General features: G+C 69.2%; 20 protein-coding genes, 1 pseudogene and 3 CRISPR repeat arrays. Of the genes and pseudogenes, 7 read left to right on the top strand and 14 right to left on the bottom strand.

All coding sequences use genetic code 11. The features are described 5' to 3' along the window. Positions 1–9 precede the first annotated feature (9 nt). Positions 10–806 (bottom strand): IS5 family transposase gene (locus TR33_RS26325; protein WP_234305761.1). Its coding sequence is split into 2 segments (ribosomal slippage): positions 10–470 and positions 470–806, totalling 798 coding nucleotides; the frame shifts between segments, so codons are not numbered across the junction. Positions 807–1,042: 236 nt separating this feature from the next. Continuing rightward, positions 1,043–1,453, bottom strand: a pseudogene (locus TR33_RS27180) (hypothetical protein); the annotation flags it as partial. Positions 1,454–1,743: 290 nt separating this feature from the next. On the opposite strand from TR33_RS27180, the gene TR33_RS05625 reads away from it, so the two are divergent. Next, a complete protein-coding gene (locus tag TR33_RS05625; RefSeq protein WP_042281888.1) occupies positions 1,744–2,418 on the top strand; it encodes an SMI1/KNR4 family protein in 675 nt (224 codons plus the stop codon). A gap of 102 nt (positions 2,419–2,520) precedes the next feature. On the opposite strand, the gene TR33_RS05620 is transcribed toward TR33_RS05625, so the two are convergent. After that, a complete protein-coding gene (locus TR33_RS05620; RefSeq protein WP_084570209.1) occupies positions 2,521–3,273 on the bottom strand; it encodes a helix-turn-helix domain-containing protein in 753 nt (250 codons plus the stop codon). Positions 3,274–3,501: 228 nt separating this feature from the next. Here TR33_RS05620 and TR33_RS05615 point away from each other — a divergent pair, with 228 nt between their 5' ends. Then, positions 3,502–5,406 (top strand): S9 family peptidase, encoded by a 1,905-nt coding sequence (locus tag TR33_RS05615; protein ID WP_042281884.1) that lies wholly within the window; start codon positions 3,502–3,504, stop codon positions 5,404–5,406. 399 nt (positions 5,407–5,805) lie between these two features. On the opposite strand, the gene TR33_RS05610 is transcribed toward TR33_RS05615, so the two are convergent. The 4 genes from TR33_RS05610 to TR33_RS05595 form a co-directional block, all read right to left on the bottom strand. Then, positions 5,806–6,318, bottom strand: a complete 513-nt coding sequence (locus TR33_RS05610) for a flavoprotein (protein WP_017534650.1) — start codon at positions 6,316–6,318, stop codon at positions 5,806–5,808. Between the two features lie 320 nt (positions 6,319–6,638). Beyond that, positions 6,639–7,400: direct repeats of the CRISPR family, unit length 29 nt; unit sequence GTGAGCCCCACGCACGTGGGGATGGACCG. A gap of 26 nt (positions 7,401–7,426) precedes the next feature. Continuing rightward, positions 7,427–8,002, bottom strand: a complete 576-nt coding sequence (locus TR33_RS05605; RefSeq protein WP_042281883.1) for a TetR/AcrR family transcriptional regulator — start codon at positions 8,000–8,002, stop codon at positions 7,427–7,429. A 123-nt stretch (positions 8,003–8,125) separates the two neighbouring features. Continuing rightward, on the bottom strand, positions 8,126–9,517 hold the full coding sequence (locus tag TR33_RS05600) for an Asp-tRNA(Asn)/Glu-tRNA(Gln) amidotransferase GatCAB subunit A (RefSeq protein ID WP_042281881.1): 1,392 nt from the start codon (positions 9,515–9,517) through the stop codon (positions 8,126–8,128). Continuing rightward, positions 9,504–9,713, bottom strand: coding sequence for a hypothetical protein (locus tag TR33_RS05595; protein ID WP_042281879.1), 210 nt, complete (start codon positions 9,711–9,713; stop codon positions 9,504–9,506). The genes TR33_RS05600 and TR33_RS05595 overlap by 14 nt, the downstream gene beginning before the upstream one ends. Before the next feature lie 299 nt (positions 9,714–10,012). Between TR33_RS05595 and TR33_RS05590 the strand changes: the two genes are divergently transcribed. After that, complete coding sequence (locus TR33_RS05590) at positions 10,013–10,906, top strand: MBL fold metallo-hydrolase (RefSeq protein WP_042281877.1); 894 nt, start codon at positions 10,013–10,015, stop codon at positions 10,904–10,906. A 224-nt stretch (positions 10,907–11,130) separates the two neighbouring features. Next, a CRISPR array of direct repeats spans positions 11,131–11,832; the repeat unit is 29 nt; unit sequence GTGAGCCCCACGCACGTGGGGATGGACCG. A 35-nt stretch (positions 11,833–11,867) separates the two neighbouring features. On the opposite strand, the gene TR33_RS05585 is transcribed toward TR33_RS05590, so the two are convergent. Continuing rightward, positions 11,868–12,545, bottom strand: a complete 678-nt coding sequence (locus TR33_RS05585) for a GntR family transcriptional regulator (RefSeq protein ID WP_042281876.1) — start codon at positions 12,543–12,545, stop codon at positions 11,868–11,870. A 119-nt stretch (positions 12,546–12,664) separates the two neighbouring features. On the opposite strand from TR33_RS05585, the gene TR33_RS05580 reads away from it, so the two are divergent. From TR33_RS05580 to madM, 4 genes are all read left to right on the top strand, one after another. Continuing rightward, positions 12,665–14,017: a malonyl-CoA decarboxylase domain-containing protein gene (locus TR33_RS05580; protein ID WP_042281874.1), complete on the top strand. Its 1,353-nt coding sequence runs from the start codon at positions 12,665–12,667 to the stop codon at positions 14,015–14,017. A 41-nt stretch (positions 14,018–14,058) separates the two neighbouring features. Further along, entirely contained in the window at positions 14,059–15,579 is a 1,521-nt protein-coding gene (locus TR33_RS05575) for a malonate--CoA ligase (protein WP_042281871.1), read from the top strand. Between the two features lie 97 nt (positions 15,580–15,676). After that, positions 15,677–16,075: a malonate transporter subunit MadL gene (madL, locus tag TR33_RS05570; RefSeq protein ID WP_084570208.1), complete on the top strand. Its 399-nt coding sequence runs from the start codon at positions 15,677–15,679 to the stop codon at positions 16,073–16,075. Between the two features lies 1 nt (position 16,076). Continuing rightward, positions 16,077–16,841, top strand: coding sequence for a malonate transporter subunit MadM (gene madM / locus TR33_RS05565; RefSeq protein WP_042281868.1), 765 nt, complete (start codon positions 16,077–16,079; stop codon positions 16,839–16,841). 189 nt (positions 16,842–17,030) lie between these two features. After that, a CRISPR array of direct repeats spans positions 17,031–17,849; the repeat unit is 29 nt; unit sequence GTGAGCCCCACGCACGTGGGGATGGACCG. Positions 17,850–18,032: 183 nt separating this feature from the next. On the opposite strand, the gene cas2e is transcribed toward madM, so the two are convergent. Genes cas2e through casB form a run of 6 tightly spaced genes read right to left on the bottom strand, consistent with a single transcriptional unit; the run spans position 18,033 to position 22,815 of the window. Beyond that, entirely contained in the window at positions 18,033–18,479 is a 447-nt protein-coding gene (gene cas2e, locus TR33_RS27385; RefSeq protein WP_084570207.1) for a type I-E CRISPR-associated endoribonuclease Cas2e, read from the bottom strand. Then, the gene (cas1e, locus tag TR33_RS05555; RefSeq protein ID WP_042281865.1) at positions 18,479–19,474 is read right to left on the bottom strand and encodes a type I-E CRISPR-associated endonuclease Cas1e; all 996 of its coding nucleotides are present in this window, start codon (positions 19,472–19,474) and stop codon (positions 18,479–18,481) included. Before cas1e ends, cas2e begins: the two co-directional genes overlap by 1 nt. Before the next feature lie 5 nt (positions 19,475–19,479). Continuing rightward, positions 19,480–20,160: a type I-E CRISPR-associated protein Cas6/Cse3/CasE gene (gene cas6e / locus TR33_RS05550; protein WP_042281862.1), complete on the bottom strand. Its 681-nt coding sequence runs from the start codon at positions 20,158–20,160 to the stop codon at positions 19,480–19,482. After that, positions 20,157–20,915, bottom strand: coding sequence for a type I-E CRISPR-associated protein Cas5/CasD (gene cas5e, locus TR33_RS05545; RefSeq protein WP_042281860.1), 759 nt, complete (start codon positions 20,913–20,915; stop codon positions 20,157–20,159). Before cas5e ends, cas6e begins: the two co-directional genes overlap by 4 nt. Further along, positions 20,912–22,045 (bottom strand): type I-E CRISPR-associated protein Cas7/Cse4/CasC, encoded by a 1,134-nt coding sequence (gene cas7e / locus TR33_RS05540; protein ID WP_042281856.1) that lies wholly within the window; start codon positions 22,043–22,045, stop codon positions 20,912–20,914. The genes cas5e and cas7e overlap by 4 nt, the downstream gene beginning before the upstream one ends. After that, positions 22,042–22,815, bottom strand: coding sequence for a type I-E CRISPR-associated protein Cse2/CasB (casB, locus tag TR33_RS05535; RefSeq protein WP_052358104.1), 774 nt, complete (start codon positions 22,813–22,815; stop codon positions 22,042–22,044). The genes cas7e and casB overlap by 4 nt, the downstream gene beginning before the upstream one ends. Positions 22,816–22,831 lie beyond the last annotated feature (16 nt).

Below are 22,831 nucleotides of genomic sequence, written 5' to 3'. Positions count from 1 at the left end.
GAGCTCATCTCATTTGGTGAGTCTGCGAAAGCAAATCAACGTGCAGGCGATGCCAGCGAACGCGAGGAAGTGTTCGGCCTTGCGCTCGTAGCGACGGTGGAGCCGGCGGCACCCGGCCAGCCAGGCCATGGTGCGTTCGACCTGCCAGCGGTGGCGCCCCAACCGCTTCGAGGACTCCACACCCTTGCGGGCCAGGCGATGGACGATTCCGCGTTCACGCAGCCATCGGCGCAGGTGGGTATAGTCGTAGCCCTTGTCTCCATGGAGCTTGCCGGGTTTGCGCCGCCTGCGGCCTCGCCTGGACCGGATGGGCGGTATCGCGCGAATCAGCGGTTGCAGGGCTTGGCTGTCGTGCAGGTTCGCGCCCGAGATCGCCACGGAAATCGGAAGCCCACTCCGATCGGTGATCAAGTGGATCTTCGACCCTTTCTTGCCCCGATCGACAGGATTCGGATCCGTCAGGTCCCCCCTTTGAGAGCACGCATGTTCACCGAGTCGACCGCGCACCGCGACCAGTCGAGTTCACCGCGGGAGCCGAGTTCGTCCAGGACCAGGCGATGCAGCTTCGCCCACACGCGGGTCCGACTCCACTCGGTAAAACGCCGGTGCGCGGTGGGCCCGGAGGGGCCGAACACCGGTGGGAGCTGGGCCCAAGTGCAGCCGGTGGTCGCCACGAAGATGATCGCGGCCAAGACCTCACGGTCCCCGTGTCTACGCCGCCCACCACCTTGAGGCCGGGTGGGCGCCTCGGGCACCACCCGCTGAAACAGCTCCCACAGTCCGTCCGGAACCAAACGCTCAACCATCGACACTGGGACAGGTTACCGAGAATCCAAATGAGATGGGCTCTAAAAGTGCGACCTCCACTGTCGGTGAATGGAACTTCCGAAACGATCGGGTTATAACCGTCAGACTGAAGGCGTCTCTCAGTCGCAAGTTCCCCAAGGTCGCCGTGGTTATTTCCAGATACAGGACAGTTTACGTTGTGGTTGAGGACATCCAGGTCCCCGGCCGCCACGTGGTAGGTGTGGACGCCCTGGACGGTCAGGTTATGGACCGTGGCCGTCTGGGTCCAGGCCTGAACCGCGGAGACCTGCACCCAGGTGCCGGACGAGGTCTGCAGCCACATGCCCGGGGCCAGGTCGATCGCGTCCACCCACAGGCCCGGGTCCGGAACCCAGAACGGGTGACCATCGGTAGCCACGATCACATCGCCCGCGGCCACCGGTCCTGGAACACCCGCGGATTCCTCATCCGAACCGGCCTCGTCCCCTGCGGGGGCATCGCGTTCGGTGGTCGGGTCGATGGTGATCTGCACCAGGGCCTTACCGCCCGAGCCCACGATCGTTGCCAGGACCGTCCGAGCCGATTGCTCCCCTGTCTCGGGATCGGTCGCCAGAACCTTCTCGCCGACATCGACGTCCTCGATGGGTTTGGTGGACCCATCGGCCATCACCACACCCGTCCCCGGAGTGAAGCTGTTCCCGATCGGACAGCTCACGTTCTGCATCTTCTTGTTGGCCCGGTTCAGGCCCTTGATCCCGTCGATCAGCTCACCGCCCAGGGCGGAGATCCGTCGACCCGACTCGGCTGCCTTGCCCCACCGAAGCCCGTACTTCGCGGCGAGCTTGGCGGGCAGCCCGCCCACGAACATCAACGCGACATCCGGTCCGCGACGCGTCTCCGGTCCCGGTCTACGGCCACCGTGTTTCGGTGCCCTTTCCTTGATCTACGCTCCGATTCGTGAGGACGACGAGATGGAGCCGGGTCCGTGAGCGGGTCCAGGCCCTGGCTTCCGGGGGCCGGGAGCACGAGGCGCTCGGCGCGGGGGACCGGTACGGAGCCAAGGGGCACAGCCTGCCACTCGCCGCCCCGCTCTCAGAGGCGGAGATCGCCGAGGTGGAGACACAGTGGGGCGTCTCGCTGCCCGATGACTACCGAGGGTTCCTCCTGGAAGTCGGTGCCGGCGGAGCGGGCCCCGGCTACGGGCTCAACGTTCTGAGCAGAACGGCGACCGGATGGGCATGGGACGGGGACGAGGGTCGGCCCCGTCGCGACGGCTTGTCGGCTCCCTTCGTCACGGCCCGGGAACGAGTACGACTCCTGGCCGAGCATGAGGACCAAAAACCGGAACGGGCCGATTTCGCGACGCGGGAGGCGTTCGACGCCGCGTACGGCGAGTGGCGCGACGCCGACGACCGCCTTTTCGACAGGTTCGCGGACGGGGCCGTGTGCCTGAGTCACGAGGGCTGCGGCCATTTCAACTGGCTCGTCGTGACAGGGCCCGAGCGCGGCGGCATGTGGGTCGACGGTTTCCCGGCCGAAGGGGGTTTCCGCCCCCTCGGTACTTCAGGCGAGAGGGTCGGGTTCGCCGACTGGTACCTCGGCTGGGTCGCCACCTCTGAGTCCCTCCAGTGATCACGACCAGAGGAAGACCTGGGAACGGCGACTGCGAGGGCGGCCGATCCGCATGGGCGGGCCGGAGTGGCGTGGAACATGAAGGTCGGCTGGAACGGGGCCTCAGCCCTCCCGCTCCTCCGCCAAGAGACGGTGGACCTCCCGTAACGCCGCGAGCTGCGCGGGGTTGTAGAGGTCGACCAGGGCCTGGGCCACGGTGATCATGGCGTCGCGCTTCCTGCCGCGAACGAAGAGCCCCGGGTTCTCCACGGAGGGGTACTCCTCGCGGATAGAACGGACGGAAGGGGCCATGCGCTTCGCCAGATCGCGGACCGTCTCCTCGTCGGCGTCCGCGGGGAGAGCGTTGAACTCGGCGTCGACCTTCTCGTGGGTGGCCGACATATCTCGGATGTCCTGGATGAACTCTTCGGTGAAGAGTCGCGCGGAGACCATGATCATCGCCCGATCCGCGTCCGACAGATGCGAGGCCACCTCCTCGAACCCCGCCGGGACGTCCGCCGACGTGCGATGCCGCAACAGCGGCGCGAGCTCGGCGCGGATCGCCTGTTGCCGCTCGATCGAGGCGGCCAGTTCATCGTCCAGGGCCCGCACCGTATCGACGAAGCCCTCCTCCGGCCCGTCCAACAGAGCGATCTGCGACAACGACATCCCCAGGTCGCGCAACCGTCTGATCTGCAACAACCGCACCAGATGGTTCGTGTCGTAGCGCTTGTAGCCGTTCAGAGCCCGCTCCGGCTCCTCCATCAGCCCGATGGAGTGATAGTGCCGGATGGTCTTGATGGTCGTGCCCGCCAACGCGGCGAGCTCACGGGTGCTCCAGGCCATCAGAGGAAGACGTACGTGATCGACATACACACATTCTCCGGGTTCCACCGACGGAACGGAACCATCGCCGAACCACCGGGAACGCCACGCCCACCGAGGGATCCGGCCGACACCGGAACGGCCGGATCCGAGAAGCGGGATTTGACCATGCCCCTAGGGCATCGTTTGTGATGTGGGTGTCCGGGACGAACCCGGATGCGCCGACCCCGTCGAGGCATCCGCCGTCCCCTCCGACGACCGACCCGAAAGGGCACAGCCATGAGCAGCGCGGACCACGGAACCCGACCCCGACGCATCGAGATCGAAGAACTCTTCGCCGACCCCTCCTTCGCCAACCCGAAGATCTCGCCCGACGGGACCCGGATGGCCTACCTCGCCCCCGAACACGGACGACGCAACGTCTGGGTGCGAGGCATCGACCAGGACCATGACCAGGCCCGCTGCGTCACCCACGACGACCGGCGGGGCATCACCACCTACCTGTGGTCCGACGACCCGCGCTGGCTCCTCTACCTCCAGGACACCGACGGCAACGAGGACTGGCACCTGTACCGGGTCGACCTCGACGACCCGGACACGCCCGCTGTCGACCTCACCCCGCTTCCCGAAGGATCCCGGGTCTTCGGAGCCGAAGAGCTCCCCTCCCACCCCGGTCATGTGCTCGTGACCATGAACCGGCGGCCGATGTCCCTCGACCTGTTCCGCGTCGAGGTCGCCACCGGCGAGATCACACTCCACCACGAACAGACCGGCCCCACGGAGAACGTGCTCCTGGACCACGACGGCCGCCCCGCGTTCGCCTCCCACCTCGAAGAGGACGGCACGCTGGAGTTCTCCGCCATCGACCCCGACACCGGAGACCACAAGAGCCTCATTCGCATGGGAGGCGCCGAATATCCGCTGGGAGTCCACCCGCAGCTGGTGACCCCAGACGGCACCGGCCTCGTCATCGGTGCCTACCACGAATCGGACCACCTCAGCCTCGTCCGCGTCGACCGCGAGACCGGCGAGATCACCGTCCTGGCCGCCCTCGAAGACCAGAGCCTCGACATCATGGGCACCATGCTCCCCGGAGTCCTTCCGCCCACCGTTTACACCCACCGCCGTACCGGAGAGATCCTCGCCGCCCGCTTCGTCGGACCGCGCCCCCACATCGAGGTGCTCGACGACGACTTCGCCGAGGTCTACGCCAAGCTCTCCACCCTCTCCGACGGCGTCCTCGGCACCCTGTCCTCCGACGACACCGGACGCCACTGGATCGCCACCTTCGTCCACGACCGCGACCCCGCTGTCGCCTGGCACTACGACCACGAGACCGGCCAGAGCCGCCGACTCTTCCGGCCCTACCCCCACCTGGACCCGGCCGACCTCGCGCCCATGGAGGCCGTCGAGTTCCCCGCGCGCGACGGACTGCCGCTGCACGGCCTGCTCACGCTGCCCGTCGGCGTCGCCCCCGAGAGGCTGCCGCTCGTACTGCTCGTGCACGGCGGACCCTGGATGCACGACACCTGGGGCTACAACCCTCAAGCGCAGCTCCTCGCCAACCGAGGTCACGCTGTACTCCAGGTCAACTTCCGCGGCTCCACCGGCTACGGCCGCCGCCACACCACCGCCGCCATCGGCCAATTCGCCGGCGCCATGCACGACGACCTGCTCGACGCCGTCGACTGGGCCGTCGGCCGGGGCTACGCCGACCCCGACCGGATCGGCATCATGGGCGGCTCCTACGGCGGCTACGCGGCCCTGGTCGGAGTCACCTTCACCCCCGACCGCTTCGCCGCCGCCGTCGACATCGTCGGCATCGCCGACCTGGCCAGCTTCATGCGCAACCTGCCGCCGTTCAGCCGTCCCTACCTGATGACCAGCTGGTACGCCTACGTCGGTGACCCGGACATTCCCGAGCAGGAGGTCGACATGCTCGAACGCTCCCCGATCAGCCGCGTCGACAAGATCACCACACCGTTGTTGGTGGCCCACGGGGCCAACGACGTACGGGTCATGCAGGGGGAGTCGGACAAGATCGTCGCCTCCCTGGAGGAACGAGGGGTGCCGGTGGAGTACCTGCTGGCCGAGGACGAGGGGCACGGGTTCGCCAACCCGGAGAACGAGATCCGGTTGCAGGAGGCGATCTTGAGGCACTTCGAGAAGCACCTGGGGGAGTAGGGGTGTAGGGGTTTCGAGAGTTCGTGTTGTGAGGGCGGGGCGGGGGAGCGGGGTGTGGGGGTTGTGGGAGGGGTGCGGGGTGGCTGTGGTCGCGAGGGGCTCGGGTGTTCGTGAGAGCATGCCGGGGGAGTGGGAAGTGGAAACGGCGCTGGGCGCTGTCGGTGAGGGAAGGTCGAGGTCGGCTGTTCCTTAACCGGCGAGTAGGTCTCGCGAAGATAACGCCCCGCGTTGTTGCAGGTCATTAAGCTGAGCCCCACGCACGTGGGGATGGATCGCGGGGCCGCCCTACCCAGGGCGGCCCCTCACGGTGAGCCCCACGCACGTGGGGATGGGCCGACCAAGAAGGGCCTGGTGGTTCCAAGATTCGGAACCACCAGGCCCACCATGCTCGGAGACCGGTTAGGCTGTGGCCTTCGCCACCGCTTCCGCGACCTCTTCCCAAGATGGCAGGCTCTTCTCCTCGCTCCTGAGCACCGACACCGAAGGCATGGCCTCAAGTTCCTGGAGGCTTCGCCTGAATGCAGGGTGCCCCGCGAGCGCCTCACCGGCCTTCGGCACGATGATCGTCGGGACACCGCGACCGATCATCTCGCAGGCCAAGGCGACGGCGAACGTGTCGGTCAACCCGAGGGCGGTCTTGTTCGTGCTGTTGAACGACCAGGGGCAGGCCACTACGGCTGCACCGGGAGGCATGCTGCGTCCCGTTCCCGGAAGCCGGAACTCGGTCCTCACGGGTTCCCCGGTGAGGTCGGCGAGGGCGTCCAGGTCGTGGAAGCGCGCTCCCATGGGAGTGGACAGGACCGCGACGTGCCGGCCCTGGTTCTGGAGGAGTTCCACGAGACCGTTCACCGGCTCGTGGTCGCTGGTGGACGCTCCGGACAGGAGCAGGTACAGGGGGCGCTGATCAGTCATGGGACCAGTTTCGGGGGTCCCGGTCGCATCCTCGACATCAGCCCCTGCAACGGCTCAGGGCCCGACTGCAGGAAGCGATCTTGAAGCACTTCGAGGAGTACCTGGGGGTGGGTGGGTCTTGGGGGCTCGGTTCGTGAGGAGGGGAACGGGAGTGTAGGCGGGGCGCTCGTGGCTGTGAGGGGCTCAGGTATTCGTGAGAGCATGTCGGGAAGTGGAAGCGGTGCTGGGCACTGCCGGTGAAGGATGGTCGAGGTCGGCTGGTTCTTAACCGGCGAGTAGGTATCGCGAAGATAACGCTCCGCGTTGTTGCAGGTCATTAAGGTGAGCCCCACGCACGTGGGGATGGACCGGAACGCCTCGGAGATTTCCGAACCCGGGACGTGTGAGCCCCACGCACGTGGGGATGGACCGCACACCCTCGTCGTCACCGCCGCGATCGACGAGTGAGCCCCACGCACGTGGGGATGGACCGTCTCCCGTCGCGCATCGCGGTGTTGTTGCGCCGTGAGCCCCACGCACGTGGGGATGGACCGCTTCTCGGAGCCGCCCGCGGCCTCACGGAGCAGTGAGCCCCACGCACGTGGGGATGGACCGACAAAAAGTCGGCTTGGTGACTCTTCACCGAGGTGAGCCCCACGCACGTGGGGATGGACCGCTCAAGGGGGAGTCGCACCTTTTCTTCGGTGGGTGAGCCCCACGCACGTGGGGATGGACCGGCCGCCAGCGGCCTCCGGCATGGGAGCGTCTGGGTGAGCCCCACGCACGTGGGGATGGACCGGCACTTTTAGTGGGCATGGTTTCGTCCGTGACGTGAGCCCCACGCACGTGGGGATGGACCGAGGACATCTTGTAGATCTGTCTTTGTTTCGAGTGAGCCCCACGCACGTGGGGATGGACCGATCGAGAGCGGTGAGCTAGAACCAGGGGACTCGTGAGCCCCACGCACGTGGGGATGGACCGAAACCCTGGACGCGCTGATCTGCGAGGTGAACGTGAGCCCCACGCACGTGGGGATGGACCGTACCCAGGTATCTCCGATATCCGCGCGTCGGCGTGAGCCCCACGCACGTGGGGATGCCGGGGCTGTCCTCAACAGGAGGTCCCCCGGTCAGCGGGCGCTCTCTTCATGGGCGTCGAGAAGGTCGGCCACGAGTCGGCGGGCGTACGCGGTCTCGAGACCGGCGGGGCGAAAGAGGATGCGGTACATGATGGGGGCGACGATGCCGTCCATGGTCTCTTCGACGGCGGGGGTGTTCTCCCCACGACCGCTCGCGCGGATGAGGATGGTATCGATCTGTTCGGCCGCGTAGGCGGAGCACCGCCCGGCGTTACCGCCGTCCGGGTCGCCGAGTAGAGCGTCCCGAATGTAGGCCCGGCCCGAACCGGATCCCATCTCGTCGAGGAACTGTTCGGCCCAGGCGGTGAGGTCGGCTCGCAGGTCGCCGTGGTCTTCCGGTTCACCCTCGGGGCGCAGACGTTCCACCGCGACGTCCGACAACAGCTCGGTCAGGTCACCCCAACGACGGTAGATCGTCGACGGGGTGACCTCGGCGCGTTGGGCGACCATGGGCACGGTGAGGGCGTCGCGCCCCACCTCGGCCAGGAGTTCACGTACCGCGGAGTGCACCGCGGCCTGGACCCGGGCGCTACGCCCTCCGGGGCGCACCATCTGCTTGCGACTCATGGAGTCAGTCTAAAGCTCGCCCTCTGCGTTTAGCGGTTCTCTGAAGCGGAACGGAGACCGCCCGACGGTGGGTATCGACGGTCCTCGTGGCCTCGAGACGGACCGTCGGTCCGCGGGCCGGGCTCAGCCGACCGGAGCGAGCGCTCGAGCGGGCCGCGCCCGTTCGTAGGCGTGCCCCGCTCGCAGAAGCGTTCGCTCATAGAGGGGGCGGCCGATCAGCTGCATGCCGATGGGCATGCCCGCCGTGTCGTGGCCGACCGGGACGGACAGGGCTGGCAGCCCGGTGATGTTCGCCGGGGCGGAGAGCCGGACGTAGGCGTCGGAGACGCTCTCGGTCGTACCGTCCGGCCAGGTGACGCTCTCCTGCGTGGCCGGAACCGCGGTCATCGGAACGGTGGGGGCGGCGACCATGTCGACCTCCTCCAGAAGACGGTTCCACGCGTCGCGCATCAGCGTGCGGGCGCGTTGGGCCCTCAGGTGGTCGCCCGCGCTCATCAGCTCGCCGGCCTCCAAGAGGATCCGCACGTCCGCCTGGTACAGCTCGGGCACGGTGCGCAGGGTTCGCTCGTGGTAGGCGGTGGCCTCCGGCACCATCAGGCCCCACTGAGTGGCCTGGACGTAACGGGTCATGGGGATCTCGACTTCGACGAGTCGGGCACCGAGCTCCTCCATTCCGGCGATGGCGTGGTGGACGGCGGCGGCCACCTCCGGATCGACGTGCTCGAAGTAGTAGTGGCTCGGCACTCCGACGCGCACACCGCTCAAGTCCGGGTCCGTCTCCGGCCGGTGGTCGACGGGGAGGGTGTCCAGTGAGGCCGGGTCGCGCGGATCGTGCCCGGTGAGGGCGTTCAGAACCAGGGCCGCGTCCTCGACGGTGCGGGTGATCGGCCCGACGTGGTCGAGGGACCAGGACAGCGTGGTGATCCCGTGGCGGGGGACCAGCCCGTAGGTGGGCTTGAGGCCGACCACTCCGTTCAGGGCGGAAGGCACTCGGATCGACCCTCCGGTGTCGGTGCCGAGGGAGAACGTCGCTTCCCCGGCGGCCACCGCGACGGCGGATCCGCCGCTGGAGCCTCCGGCGATCCGGTCCCGGTCCCAGGCATTGCCGGTCTGTGGGGTGGTCAGGCCATAGGCGAACTCGTGGGTGTGGGTCTTGCCGACCAGGACGGCGCCGGCGGACCGTAGTCGGGCGGCGACCGTACTGTCGGCGGTCGCGCGATGGTCGGTCCGGACCCGGGAACTGGCGGTGGTGGGCATGCCGGCGACGTCGATCAGGTCCTTGAGGCCGACCGGGACACCGTGCAGTGGCCCCCGGTATTCACCTTGGGAGATCTCCCGTTCGGCCTCGCGCGCCGCGTGGCGGGCCTGTTCGGCGGCGACCATGACGTAGGCCTCGAGGTGCGGCTCGATCCGTTCGATGCGTTCGAGGACGGAGTCGACCAGTTCGACGGGGGACAGTCGCCGTTCCCGGATCAGGGTCGCGGTGGCGGCGAGGGTCGATTCATACGGTCGCATCGGGCTTCTCCTGTCCTACGCGATAGGTGCTCGCGGGCGGGGTGTCTCCGAAGTCCAGCTCGCGCAGAACCGAGACGACGGTGTGGATGTGGTCGGCGGTGGCCGCGACCGCCGTGTGCCGGTCATGGGGGAGCGGCAGTCCGGCCCGGGCGGCCCAGCGGGCGGCCTCGGGCGGGGTGAGCTCGGTGGAGGACACGGTTCTCCCATCCGGTCGGGGCGGGGTGCCGGAGCACCCCACGCCAAAAGCTAACTGTTTGCTTTAGGTGACGGTAGGTCCTATCGTCGCTTAAGGCAAATGTGTTGCTTTTGCGGGAAGGGGGGCATGGTCAGCGGACGCGCGCCCTTCGTTCTCGACGCGTCGTGCCCCATGACCGCCTCAACCGGCCCTGCCCGCGGCAGTGGCTCCGACGGCCCTCGCAGTGTCACGGCGCGCGGCGGCCGACCCCTGTCAGGCCATCGATCGCCTCCAACGAAGAAGAAAGGAAACGAGAGACCATGCGGACCCCTTCCACCATCCCCTCCTGGTCCGTGGGCGACGTCATCGTCCACCGCGTCGACGAGGTCCCGCTGCCACCGGCGACCGGACCGTGGCTGCTACCCGACGCCACCCCCGATCTGGTGCTGGGCCAGGACTGGCTGCGTCCCCACTTCGCCGACCACGATGGCGTCCTCCACATCGACAGCCACAGCTTCGCGTTCGTCGTGGACGGATCGCGCGTGCTCGTCGACACCGGTATCGGCAACGGCAAGCAGCGGGCCAACCCCGCCTGGCACGACCTGCGCACCGACTACCTGGAGCGGCTCACCGAGGCCGGCTTCCCACCGGAGACCATCGACCTGGTGATCCTCACGCACCTGCACGCCGACCACGTCGGCTGGAACACCCGACAAGTGGACGGCGCGTGGGTGCCCACCTTCCCCAACGCCCGCTACCTCACCAGTCGAACCGAACGAGAGTTCTGGGCCGGTCAGGACATGGACGAGGCGCGCCGCCAGATGTTCCGCGACTCGGTGATCCCGATCGAAGAGGCCGGCCTGCTCGATCTGGTCGACGTCCCGGTCGAAGGCGCGCGGATCTCACCCGGCCTACGCCTGATCCCGACCCCCGGCCACACCCCAGGCCATGTCGCCGTCGAACTGGCCGTCCAGGGAGAAATGGCACTGATCACCGGCGACTGCGTCCACCACCCGATCCAGCTCGCCCATCCCGGCATCGGGGCCTGCGTCGACATCGATCCTCGGCGCTCCGAGGCCACCCGCCGTGCGCTGCTCGCATCCCTGGCCGCTACCGACACCCTGCTGCTCGGAACCCACTTCGCCCCGCCCACCGCCGGTCGGGTCGTCACCGACGGGGACGCCTACCGGTTGCTACCGGTGCCGGCGGACTGAACGGGGGCTTCAGGGCTCTGGAAGGGTGGGGAGAGAGGGCTTTGGTGTGGTCCGAAAGCTGGGGAGGGCCGTTGTTCCGGGTCGGTCCGGCTTTCGTGAGAGCATGCGGTGAGATGGAAGCGGTGCCGGGGTGTCGGTGGGTGGGACGGTCGAGGTCGGCTGTTCCTTAACCAGCCAGTAGGTCTCATGGAGATAACGCGCCGCGTTGTCGCAGGTCATTAAGCGTGAGCCCCACGCACGTGGGGATGGACCGGACACCCTGACCCTGGCGCCAGGGCTGTCTACGTGAGCCCCACGCACGTGGGGATGGACCGGCCGCGTCGATCTCCTCGTCGTCCGGTCCGTGGTGAGCCCCACGCACGTGGGGATGGACCGGTGATGTTGTACGGCGCATGGGGCGACTTCTTGTGAGCCCCACGCACGTGGGGATGGACCGAGCTTCTTCGGACTCGGCTCCACCCACGACATGTGAGCCCCACGCACGTGGGGATGGACCGGACCTGCGCCAGCAGCACGCCGACACCGGCCAGTGAGCCCCACGCACGTGGGGATGGACCGAACTCAATGATGACCTGGCCAGCACACTCATCGTGAGCCCCACGCACGTGGGGATGGACCGCCTGCTATCACCGGCAGTAGCCGACCCCGCTCTGTGAGCCCCACGCACGTGGGGATGGACCGGCGTCCTGAGGACAGGTCCTCTTGCAGCGCGCGTGAGCCCCACGCACGTGGGGATGGACCGGCCCTGGCAGGAGACGGGCCGGCCCGGCCGATCGTGAGCCCCACGCACGTGGGGATGGACCGCGCGAGGCGACGCCGATCATCGACAGCCTGCAGTGAGCCCCACGCACGTGGGGATGGACCGCGTGGGATGGCGGCTCAACGAGTTCGTGTTCTGTGAGCCCCACGCACGTGGGGATGGACCGAAGCCGCACCGACCGCGTCCGGCCCAGCCCGGCCCTTACCCGGCGTCGCGTGCCGAATCGGTGAGGTGGCGCCAGGTCCGTACGAGCTGGCTGAACTCCTTGACCTGCACGAGCACGTGGTCGCGGGCGGCGTTCTCCGCGGCCTCGGCGTCCCCGGCGATGATGGCGTCGGCGATCGCGCGATGCTCGGCCAGGGAGCGTCGCATGCGGTCCGGCACCCGGAGCTGGAGCCGCCGATACGGCTGGAGGGCCCGTTTGAGCGCGTGGGCCTGCTGTCGCAGGTATTCGTTGCCGCACGCCCCTGAGATGACGCCGTGGAAATCGGCGTTGGCGTAGTAGTACCCGTCGGCGTCGCCCGCCGTGGCGTACCGCTCGCACGCGCGCAGGGTGTCCTCGAGCCGCTCTATCGACTCCCGCTCGATGCGGCGTGCGCAGAGCCGTGCCGCCATCCCTTCGAGCTCGGCCATGACCTCGAAGCGTTCGGCCAGCTCTGAGACGCCGAGCTCGGTGACGTACGTGCCCTGCTTGGGGCGGATCTGCACCAGCCCGGAGCGTTCCAGGGCCTGGAGCGCCTCCCGGATCGGTGTGCGCGAGCACCCGAACTCGAGCTCGAGTCGCGCCGGATCCAGGCGTTCACCCGGCCGGTACCGGCCCTCGACAACGGCGTTCTCCAGCGCGTCCCGGACGCGTTGGGATTCCGGAACCCGAGCCATCGACACCTCCGTGCCCAGATTAGCCGACCGGCTGAGGGGGTTGCGCTCCACTGTTCCATACCTTACGTTCCCTGTTATATATATCACCCCAAGTGATGTATGTTACTTAAGGAGCGGAGATGCGGCCCGACGGAGCGCGCGAGACCGGTCCGGTCCGACCGGCGAAAGAGGGGCACGACGGTGGCCCCCAGGCGGCCGATACATCGGGGCCGTCCGCCCTGGACCGCCTGCTCACCGACTGCGAGATCCTCATGGGCGACGTGGGAGAGGCCTCCGTCCGCGCGGTCGCGGCGCGGGCCCTGGCCGCCTATGACGAACTCGACGACCCCGGCAGAACGGCCTTCTTCACCCACGTCATCAAGGACCACGGTGTCGACCCCGACCGGGTCCGCACCGCCTTCCATCGCTGGGACGAGGCCGACAACAGCGGATCCGGAGGCGAGGAGGAGCTGGTCGAGCTCTTCGACGCGGTCGAGCCGGCACGCCAGCGACTGCTCCGCCGGATGAACCACGCGCCCGACGCCACGCTCGCCCTGGTCGGGATGCGCGCGGACCTGCGCCGGCTGATGCGCCGCCATCCGGAACTACGCCCCCTGGACCACGACCTCCACCACCTGCTCGCCTCCTGGTTCAACCGCGGATTCCTCCGCCTGGAGGAGGTCACCCCGGACTCGCCCCGGCGGCTGCACGACCACCTGCTGCGCTACGAGAAGGTCCACCCGATGGCGGACCGTGCCGAACTCCGCCGTCGCCTGGAGCCCGCGGACCGCCGCATCTACGCCTTCTTCCACCCGGCCACCGGCGACGTGCCGCTGATTTTTGTGGAAGTCGCCCTGGTGCGGGGGACCCCGGGCGACATCGCCCCCCTGCTGGAGCCCGGCCCCGCCCTGGACCCCCGGGATGCCGACACGGCGGCGCTCTACTCGATCAACAACGCGCTGGACGGCCTGACCGGGATCTCCTTCGGCAACCTCCTCATCAAGCAGGTCATCGAGCAGGTGCGCGACCGGCTGCCGCACCTGGAGCACTTCGTCACGCTCTCACCGATCCCGGGGTTCCGGCGCTGGCTCGACGAGCGGGCCGAGAGCGAGGCCGACCTGCGGGAACTCGTCCGGGACCTGGACGCCGCGGACGGCCCGGCCGACCTCGACCCCACGGAGACCGCGCGGATCCGCCCCCGGCTCCTGCCCGTCCTGGCCCGGTACATCGCGGCCGAGAAACGCGACGACGGACGACCCCTCGACCCGGTCGCCCGCTTCCACCTGGGCAACGGGGCCGCCGCGTGGAGGCTCGACTGGCCGGCGAACACCTCGGAGCAGGCCTGGCGGCAGTCCTACGGCGCGATGGTCAACTACCGCTACGAGCCGGACAAGCTCGAACGCCGCCACGAGGACTTCGTCCGCCGCCGCACCGTGGCGCTCGACGGCCCCCTGCGGGACGCGCTGCCGGACGCCCCGGGCTTCGACACGTGAGCCACCTCCACCGCATAGAACGAGAAAGAGGAATACCAACGATGGCGCCATTCACGGCCATTCACCGATCCTTCGCCGAGCAGGCGCGACGGCGACCGGACCGGACACTGTTCGAACTGCCCGGCGGCGAGAGCATCACCTACGGGCAGACCGAAGAGACCGTGCGACGGATCGCCGCCCGCCTCCTCGCCGACGGCGTCACCCCCGGCGACCGGGTCGCGATGCAGGTGGAGAAGTCCCCCGAGGCCGTCGCGCTGTACCTGGCGACCCTGCGCGTGGGCGGGGTCTTCCTCCCGCTCAACACCGCCTACACCGACGCGGAGATGACGTACTTCCTCGGCGACGCCCGGCCCCGCGTGCTCGTCTGCTCACCCGACCGCCGGGCCGAGCACACCGGTCGCGAAGCCGAAGGACTCGTCGTCGAGACCCTGGGCACCTCCGGCGACGGCACCCTCCTGGAGGGGGACGGTCGCCACGACGGGGACCACGACGCCTCGGCCGAGGACCCGGCGGCCATCCTGTACACCTCCGGCACCACCGGACGGTCCAAGGGCGCCGTGCTCACCCACGGCAACCTCGCCTCCAACTGCGAGGCGCTGCTCCAGGCCTGGCGGTACACCTCCGAAGACCGGCTGATCCACGCCCTGCCGATCTTCCACGTCCACGGGCTCTTCGTCGCGGTCAACATGACGCTGGCTGCGGGCGCCTCCATGCACTACCTGTCCGGGTTCGACACCGACGCGGTCATCGACCTGCTGCCCCGCGCCACCGTGCTCATGGGCGTCCCCACCTTCTACACCCGCCTACTGAAGAGCGAGCGGCTGACCTCGGAGTCCTGCGCCTCGATGCGGCTGTTCGTCTCCGGTTCGGCCCCGCTGCTCGCGAGCGACGCCGAGGCCTTCCAGGCCCGCACCGGCCACGCCATCCTCGAGCGCTACGGGATGACCGAGACCGGGATGAACACCACCAACCCCTACGAGGGGCCGCGCAAGCCCGGCACGGTCGGACGACCGCTCCCCGGCGTCGAGATCCGGGTGGCGGACCGGGAGACGGGAGAGAAGCTCCCCGACGGAGAGGTCGGCATCGTCGAGGTCCGCGGCCCCAACGTCTTCTCCGGCTACTGGCGGATGCCGGAGAAGACCGCCGCCGAGTTCCGCGAGGACGGCTTCTTCATCACCGGCGACCTGGGCCGCGTCGACGAGGACGGCCACCTGTGCATCGTCGGCCGGGACAAGGACCTCGTGATCTCCGGCGGCTACAACGTCTACCCCAAGGAGGTCGAGGAGCTCCTCGACGCGCACCCGGGGGTGCTGGAGTCCGCCGTGATCGGCGTCCCCCACCCGGACCTGGGGGAGGCCGTGGCGGCCGTCGTCGTCCCCCGGCCGGGGCGGGAACTCCAGGCCGAGGAGCTGCTGGAGTCCATCTCCGGAGACCTCGCCCGATTCAAGCGACCGCGCGCGGTGCGCGTCGTCGAGGCACTGCCCCGCAACGTCATGGGGAAGGTGCAGAAGGCCGAACTGCGCGAACGCTACACGGGCCTGTTCACCGGCGCGGACGCCTGACCGCCGGTCGCTCCCACACCCCCGACGGCCGTCCCCGGCGTATCGCCGATCACCCCCGGCGCTCCCGCAGGCCACCCCCCGAAGCAAGGAGAAAACGATGGTCCTCTACGGAGTGGCAGCCCTGGCGGTGTGCCTGCTCTCGGGCGCGCTCGTGGGCGAACTCCTCGGTGCCGCGGTCGGCGTCGACGCCAACGTCGGCGGCGTCGGCTTCGCCATGATCATGCTGGTGGTCGTTTCCGACCGCCTGCGCAGGAACGGGAAACTCCCCGAGGCCACCGAGCAGGGCGTGCTCTTCTGGAGCGCGATGTACATCCCGGTCGTCATCGCCATGGCCTCCACCCAGAACGTGGTCAAGGCGATCGCGGGCGGCCCGATGGCGATCACCGCGGGCCTGGCGGCGCTCGCGGTGGGGGCCGCCCTGGTGCCCGTCCTGTCGCGGATCGGCGAACCGGCGGAACCGCTGCCGCCGCTGGTCGAGGAAGAGCGGGAGGCCTGAGATGGACCGGATCATCGGCGTCTTCGAGAGCAACGACCTGCTCGTGGCCTTCGTGGTGGTCGGCGGGCTGATGGCGATCTCCGTATGGCTGTCCAAGAAGCTCACCCGCGGCTGGCTGCACGGCTCGGCCATCGCCATCATCCTCGGCCTGGCGCTGGCGTACTGGGGCGGATGGGTCACCGGCGGTGAGCACGGGCTGGCCGACATCGTGGTCTTCTCCGGCCTGGGCCTCCTGGGCGGCGCGATGCTGAGGGACTTCGCGATCGTCTCCACCGCCTACGGCGTGGACCTGCGCGAGATCAAACGCGCCGGACTGGTCGGCGTGCTGTCACTCGTGCTGGGCGTACTGGTCTCGTTCGCCGTCGGGGCGGCGATCGCCGCCGCCTTCGGTTACACGGACGCCGCGTCGATGGCGACCATCGGCGCCGGCGCGGCCACCTACATCGTCGGCCCGGTGACCGGGACCGCGGTGGGCGCGAGCTCTGAGGTGATCGCGCTGTCCGTGGCCGCCGGGCTCGTCAAGTCCGTGGTGGTGATGGTGGGGACACCGCTGATCGCCCCGCTGATCGGACTGAACAACCCCAAGTCCGCGATGGTCTACGGCGGCCTGATGGGCACCACATCCGGTGTGGCGGGCGGGCTGGCGGCCACCGACAAGCGCCTGGTGCCCTACGGCGCCATGACCGCCACCTTCTACACGGGCGTGGGATGCCTGCTCGGGCCGTCGCTGCTGTACGTGGTGCTCAGGGCCCTCGTCGGAGGGTGAGGTAGGGCGGGTGCGCGGCCCCCGGGAAGGCCGGATCGGCCGCGCATCCGCTCCAGTGTTCGTGAGAGTATGCCGGGGAGTGGAAGCGGCGCTGGGCGCTGCCGGTGAAGGACGGCCGAGGCCGGCTGTTTCTTAACCGGCGAGTAGGTATCGCGAAGATAACGCCCCGCGTTGTTGCAGGTCATTAAGGTGAGCCCCACGCACGTGGGGATGGACCGCCACTCCAGGGCCGCGTCGCCGTCCAGGGGGTGTGAGCCCCACGCACGTGGGGATGGACCGGCGAAACCCCCCAGTCGTTCCTTCTGGCGCTCGTGAGCCCCACGCACGTGGGGATGGACCGGTCGAACTCCCCCACGACGGCCAGGTCCTGGGTGAGCCCCACGCACGTGGGGATGGACCGCGGTGAACCGGTCGATGGGTGGCGCGGATCGGTGAGCCCCACGCACGTGGGGATGGACCGGCGCACCCGGACCTGATCGCCGAGTACACGCGGTGAGCCCCACGCACGTGGGGATGGACCGTCTTCGGTGGGGGTCATGCGCGCAGCTCCCAGTGAGCCCCACGCACGTGGGGATGGACCGACCGCCCACACCCCCGGGGTTCTCCAGGGTGAGTGAGCCCCACGCACGTGGGGATGGACCGCGAGTCACGATCGTGCAGAGGTCCGGCGAGCCGTGAGCCCCACGCACGTGGGGATGGACCGAGCATCGCCCAGCGCGCCGAGGACCTGGCAGCGTGAGCCCCACGCACGTGGGGATGGACCGAGGACGCACCTACGGTCCGGACAACCACATCCGTGAGCCCCACGCACGTGGGGATGGACCGGTGTGGCGTAGCACGTGCGGCCCGAAGGCCTCGTGAGCCCCACGCACGTGGGGATGGACCGACTATCGGGCAGTGGGTGAACAGATCGGCCACGTGAGCCCCACGCACGTGGGGATGGACCGAATCCGGCCAGCGCGTCCGACGTCTCCCGGTAGTGAGCCCCACGCACGTGGGGGGAGTACGACCCCGGATGCCTACGTCATCCGGGACACTCGTCTGTGGCACCTCGACGTCGAAGAGGCCGGGCCATGTCTCCATGGCCCGGCCTCTTCGACCATCATCGAGCGATCGCGATCCGCCGCCCCGGTACCCGCTTCCCGCGAGCAGCGAGCCCTACCGGGCCGCGATCACCTCGCTTCCGCCACCTCACCACCGATCCGGATCCGGCCCCTCCAGAGGCAGGTCATCGAAGGGGGTCTCCTCCAGCACCGGCGCCGAACCCGACTCCGAGCCCGGATCGCCCTCTCCCCACCCCTCGACCGGCGGCTCCGGGGCCTCGGGCAGCCACTCCGCGTCCTTCTTCTCGATCGGCGCCATCATCTGGATCAGCTGAAGACCGTCGAAGTCCAGCACCCTCCGGCGCCGCTCGCCCGCCGTGAGCACGACGTAGCCCTGCTCGTTGTCGGCGGGGTGCAGGCACACGGCCGCCCCCTCGCCCACGGAGTCGCTCACGGCCGACCACAGTTCCCGGCGGACCCGGGCGTTCATCGTGCCGACGTACAGCCCCGCGTCGGGTTCGGTCATCCACCGGGACAGTGCGCCGCGCACCCGATCGGGGACCGCGGTCGTGGCGATCACCACCATCGACCCCATCAGTCCCCCTTCCCCGCGTAGTTGACCCCGCCGGAGACCGCACCGGAGGTGGGGTCCCACAGGTCGACGACCCGCCACCGGCTCGACGTGGTCTCCGAACCGTCGTCCTCCTCCTCGTCCTCGAGGCTCGGGTCGAGCAGGACCTGGATGTCCCGCACCATGCGCGGAATCATCTTGTACAACCGCAGATCGGTCCGCAGCCGAGTCCTGGCCCGCCCCTCGGGGTTCTCCGCGTCGTGCAGGGAGAACGCCAACGGGATCGTCGTCTGCGCCTTGTACAGATCTGCGATGTCGTAGACGAACGACCGCTGCTTCCCGGCGTGCACGAAGCCCAGAGCGGGGGAGCAGCCGAGATGGGCGATCACCGAGTACACGACTCCGTACAGGGCGGCGTTCCCTGCCGACAGCGCCTTGTTCACCGGGTTCTGCCCGTCCCAGTCGGCCGGATCGTAGCTGCGCTTGAACGGCTTCACCCGATGCTTGTTCGCCAGGCCCCGGTACAGCGCCTTCATCCGCTGCCCCTCCAGGGCACGCAGACGCTCGATACCGACCCCCTCCTCCACCTCCTCTCCGAACCGCATCTCGTACATGCGCCTGGCCACGGCCATGCGCGCCTTGTCGTCGGAGTAGGCCCGCACCTGCCGGTCCAGCCACGCGGTGGTGCGGCTCTCGGGCACCAAGCTCCCGTAGTGCAGGATCCCGCCCGACCCGCAACAGACCACCGTCGTTCCATGGCGCATGAACGTCGCCAGCGCGGGGGAGCTGATCGAGGTGCCCGGGCCCAGGAGGAGGCAGGCCAAGGACGCCGTGGGGATCTGTACCCGGTGCACGTTGCCCGCCCCGGCTGCGACCTCGGCGCACACCCCGGTGTCGGTCTGCACGATCCGGCAGATGTCCGCGTACAGGAACGACAGGTTGTCCGACACCTTCGGCAACATCGCCAGCGTCGGTCGGGCCAGCGCCTTGGACGCTCGGGCCTCACTCGTGGCGGTCATCGGCCTCACCACTCCGCCGAGGCGAGGCTGAGCAGCCCGCAGCCGAACGACTTGCCCCGACCCACGCCCTCGACCACGGCCCGGCGCACCGCGTCCGGATCGGTGATCACCGCGTAGCCGTCGAACCGGGTCACCTGCAGACGCACCCCGCGCCTGCCGCTCTTACCCGGGTCCAGGGCCGGCCCCAGACCGGTGCTCAACACCTGGCGCGACTCCAGCCCATGGCCCTCGGCACGGTCGAGCCACCACCGTTCGGCGTCCTCCCCGTACAGCGGCCGTGTGTAGGCGCGCACGCCCGGCCGCGCCCGATCGCCGAGCCGCTCGGCGTTCTTCTCCGACTTACCGAGCCGCTTGGAGGGGGCGGCGGCCAACCGGTAACGCACCTCTCGCCCCTTCTCCAGGCCGTCGAGGAAGGGTGACAGGTCGCGTTCGGCGGCCTCACCGATCCCGTCGACCCGGGTCAGGTCGAGACGTTCGTGGCTCTGAACCAGCAGCGCGGGCCCGGTGTGGCCCTCGTCCACCCGGAAGAGCAGACCGGCGTGCCGACGAGGAGAGGGCATGGTCTCCTCGCCCAGCTGAGAGGAGGCCAGACCGATGAGCATTCGGTGCAGTTCTCCGGCGTTGGCGAAGGCGGCGCGGGCACTCCGCGACGACAGGTCGGGGGTGATCTTCGTGAGCCAGGTCAACGATGCTCCTCGACGTAGTTCAACAGACGTTCCTGGTACTCCCGGATGCCGTCCGAGACGAGTTCCGCGGGCAGCGCGGTTCTTTCCACCCGGACCTCCCGGCTCGCGTACCGACGGCGGTCCGAGGCGAAGGAGAGGGGGACGTCGTTGAGGACGGTCCGGCCCGCGGCGTCGGCGTCACCGGGCACGACCTGCTCGGAGACCATCTCGACCTCGACGGTCTCCTCCCCCTCGGGAACTCGGCGGTACGGCAGCGGCACCGTGGTGCGCAGCTCGTGCTCGGGGTCGGACACCCGCTCTCGCAACACCAGCAGAGGGTCGGGCACGAAGGAACGGCGCCCCAGGTAGATCTGCCAATGGGGGGAGAGCAGGGCAGGGCCGATGTCCTCGGAGCCGGGGCCGGTGACGGCCACGGTGAACACCGCGTCGGCCAGGTAGGCCCGCCGGGTGACGATGGTGGTCGCACCCTCCGGACGTCGCTTGCCCTCGGCGGTGGGCACCGTCCGCTCCCGAGGCAGACCGCCGCCGACCGTGTGGAAATCGCTCATCCGGATCCCGCGCCGGTCGACGCGCACGAGCAGCCTCAGCCCGGCGTAGCGCTCCAGGCCCTCCCGGCGCTCCACGCCCTGGGCCGCGGCGAACATCCCCACCAGGCCGGACCGGCTGGGGAAGGAGAGGGTGTCACGCTCCCCGAACGCGCTGTGCTCGCCCCAGCTCTGCATCGGCCCGGCCAGGCGGAGCAGCAGACCGGTCACGACCCGTCCCCGGGGTAGGCGGCGGCCACGGAGGTCTCCACCAGCGTGGGGTAGCCGGCCAGACGCTCACCGAGGTTCTCGACCGGCTTGTCGTCGATCCCGGCGTGGACGGAGGACAGCACGGTCCCGGGCCACCAGAGCCGCTCGATCTTCCCCGCGTACTCGCTCAGCCGTGACACCGAGGCGGGGGCGAACCCCTCGGGGCCGCGCACAGCGGACTCGAAGGCGGGCGCGTACGACACCGGCCGATCCGAGCGCACCACCACGTGGGCCAGGTCGGGCAGGGTCATCGCCGCCGTCGCGTTCTGCTTGCCCGAGGGAACGGTGTCCAGGAAGGCGCGCAGGAACTCCGACACCAGCTCGCGGGCGGCCTCGACGTCCCCGTCGAGGTTGCGCAGCAGCCCGGCCAGATCGATGTTGGCGTAGCGGTAGAACGTGCCGGTGCTGAACTGGCCGACGTTCATGTGTCCGCTGCCGTGGTCGTCCTGCCTGGGAACGTCGTCGACCGCGGTGAAGAAGTCCGCCTGCACGCTGGTGCCGTGGGTGGTGAAAGCGTGCGCGAACTGCACGGCGCCGTCCACCTCGGTGGAGGGAAGCTCGGCCAGCATCCTCCCGAACAGGTTCACGGTGGCGTTCCGCGAGCGCAGCACCGCGACGATGTCGTCGGCGGGCAGGATCCCCTTGGGGGTCTTCTTGGCGGATTCCTTGGTCACCGCCTCACGGTGCTCGTCGGCGATGGCGGCCAGGGCGTCGATCGCGGAGACCGGAAGGTAGAAGAGCACGGAGGTCACCCGCGACTCTCCCTCCTTCTCCTTCTCCAACTTGATCCCGTTCTTGGCCGCGGACAGGACGACCTGGTTACCGCCCTGCTCGGCGAGGTCGGGCTCCCAACCACGAGCGATGAGACGCCCGGCGATCTCTCCGACGATGCGTCGCGTGCGCACCGCCGGGTCTCCCAGCCGCTCCTCGACCCGGTGCCGGACGGAGCGCTTCCAACCCTGGCTGGAGACACGGGTGCGCTCGGCGCCGCCGTAGACGAGGGTCTTGGGCGAGCCCAGGTCGTCGCGGTTGATGTTGGAGTAGGGGAGGGTGTGCAGGACGTGTACGTCCAGGAACGTGGGGGTGCTCATGCTGCCTGATCCTCGGAATCGTCGTCGGTGCTGTTCTTCTGGGCCAGGGCCTCATCACGCCCGGCCTTCTCGGTCTCGATGGTGCGGTGGTAGCCCTGCACCCACTCCTTGGCCACGGAGTCGCGATCGGCCCCCCAACGGGACAGATCCAGGGCCAGACGCCCCCAATCGATGGGGACGTCCTTGTCGTTGGCGTGCAGGATCAGACGGGGGAGCTGCGCGTGCGCCCCGTCCACGGACTGGCGGCACAACAGGTGCAGGCGCTCCTCGGTGGTGTCCGCGTTGAGCCTTCCCCGGGTGACGGCCTTCCCGAGAGCGGCACCCAGGTTGGAACGCCTCCTCAGCGGGTCGGAGGGGCGCCGCTCCGTGTCCTCGGTGTCGGTGGCCTGCTGGTCGGAGGTGGAGGTGTCCTCCACCTCCTCGTCGGCGGTGTCCTCCACCTCCTCGTCGGCGGTGTCCTCGTCCTCCCCACCGATCCGATCGCGGGCCTGCCGGGGCTGAGCGGCGAGCATCGCGGCCACCCCGTAGAAGGCGCGCTCCACGTCCGCCTCCGGGAACCGCCACCGGGCCCGCTCGTCCTCCTCGATGGAGGTGAGCAGCCGGTCCAGGTAACGCGCGACGAATCCGTGGACCGGCAGGACCGCGGGGTCCTCGACTCGTTTACCGCTCGCCCTGCGTAGGACGGCCCGTACCGCGGGCTCGTCGCGTACCCGCTCTTGGAGGTGCTCCACCATCCGGTCGGCGGCGCGGAGAACCTCTTTGTCCGTCACCCTTTTCTTTTCCTTC

Origin of the sequence: Nocardiopsis alba (assembly GCF_000710955.1) — a bacterium.
GTDB lineage: Bacteria > Actinomycetota > Actinomycetes > Streptosporangiales > Streptosporangiaceae > Nocardiopsis > Nocardiopsis alba.
The sequence above is the reverse complement of the archived record's forward strand: the minus strand, read 5'-3'. Positions and strand labels throughout refer to the sequence as shown.

Bases quoted from the DNA above. Each gene is read 5' to 3' on its own strand.
- TR33_RS05615 (WP_042281884.1), top strand. From the start codon at position 3,502: ATGAGCAGCGCGGACCACGGAACCCGACCCCGACGCATCGAGATCGAA.
- TR33_RS05610 (WP_017534650.1), bottom strand. From the start codon at position 6,318: ATGACTGATCAGCGCCCCCTGTACCTGCTCCTGTCCGGAGCGTCCACC.
- TR33_RS05605 (WP_042281883.1), bottom strand. From the start codon at position 8,002: ATGAGTCGCAAGCAGATGGTGCGCCCCGGAGGGCGTAGCGCCCGGGTC.
- TR33_RS05600 (WP_042281881.1), bottom strand. From the start codon at position 9,517: ATGCGACCGTATGAATCGACCCTCGCCGCCACCGCGACCCTGATCCGG.
- TR33_RS05590 (WP_042281877.1), top strand. From the start codon at position 10,013: ATGCGGACCCCTTCCACCATCCCCTCCTGGTCCGTGGGCGACGTCATC.
- TR33_RS05585 (WP_042281876.1), bottom strand. From the start codon at position 12,545: ATGGCTCGGGTTCCGGAATCCCAACGCGTCCGGGACGCGCTGGAGAAC.
- TR33_RS05580 (WP_042281874.1), top strand. From the start codon at position 12,665: ATGCGGCCCGACGGAGCGCGCGAGACCGGTCCGGTCCGACCGGCGAAA.
- TR33_RS05575 (WP_042281871.1), top strand. From the start codon at position 14,059: ATGGCGCCATTCACGGCCATTCACCGATCCTTCGCCGAGCAGGCGCGA.
- madL (WP_084570208.1), top strand. From the start codon at position 15,677: ATGGTCCTCTACGGAGTGGCAGCCCTGGCGGTGTGCCTGCTCTCGGGC.
- madM (WP_042281868.1), top strand. From the start codon at position 16,077: ATGGACCGGATCATCGGCGTCTTCGAGAGCAACGACCTGCTCGTGGCC.
- cas2e (WP_084570207.1), bottom strand. From the start codon at position 18,479: ATGGGGTCGATGGTGGTGATCGCCACGACCGCGGTCCCCGATCGGGTG.
- cas1e (WP_042281865.1), bottom strand. From the start codon at position 19,474: ATGACCGCCACGAGTGAGGCCCGAGCGTCCAAGGCGCTGGCCCGACCG.
- cas7e (WP_042281856.1), bottom strand. From the start codon at position 22,045: ATGAGCACCCCCACGTTCCTGGACGTACACGTCCTGCACACCCTCCCC.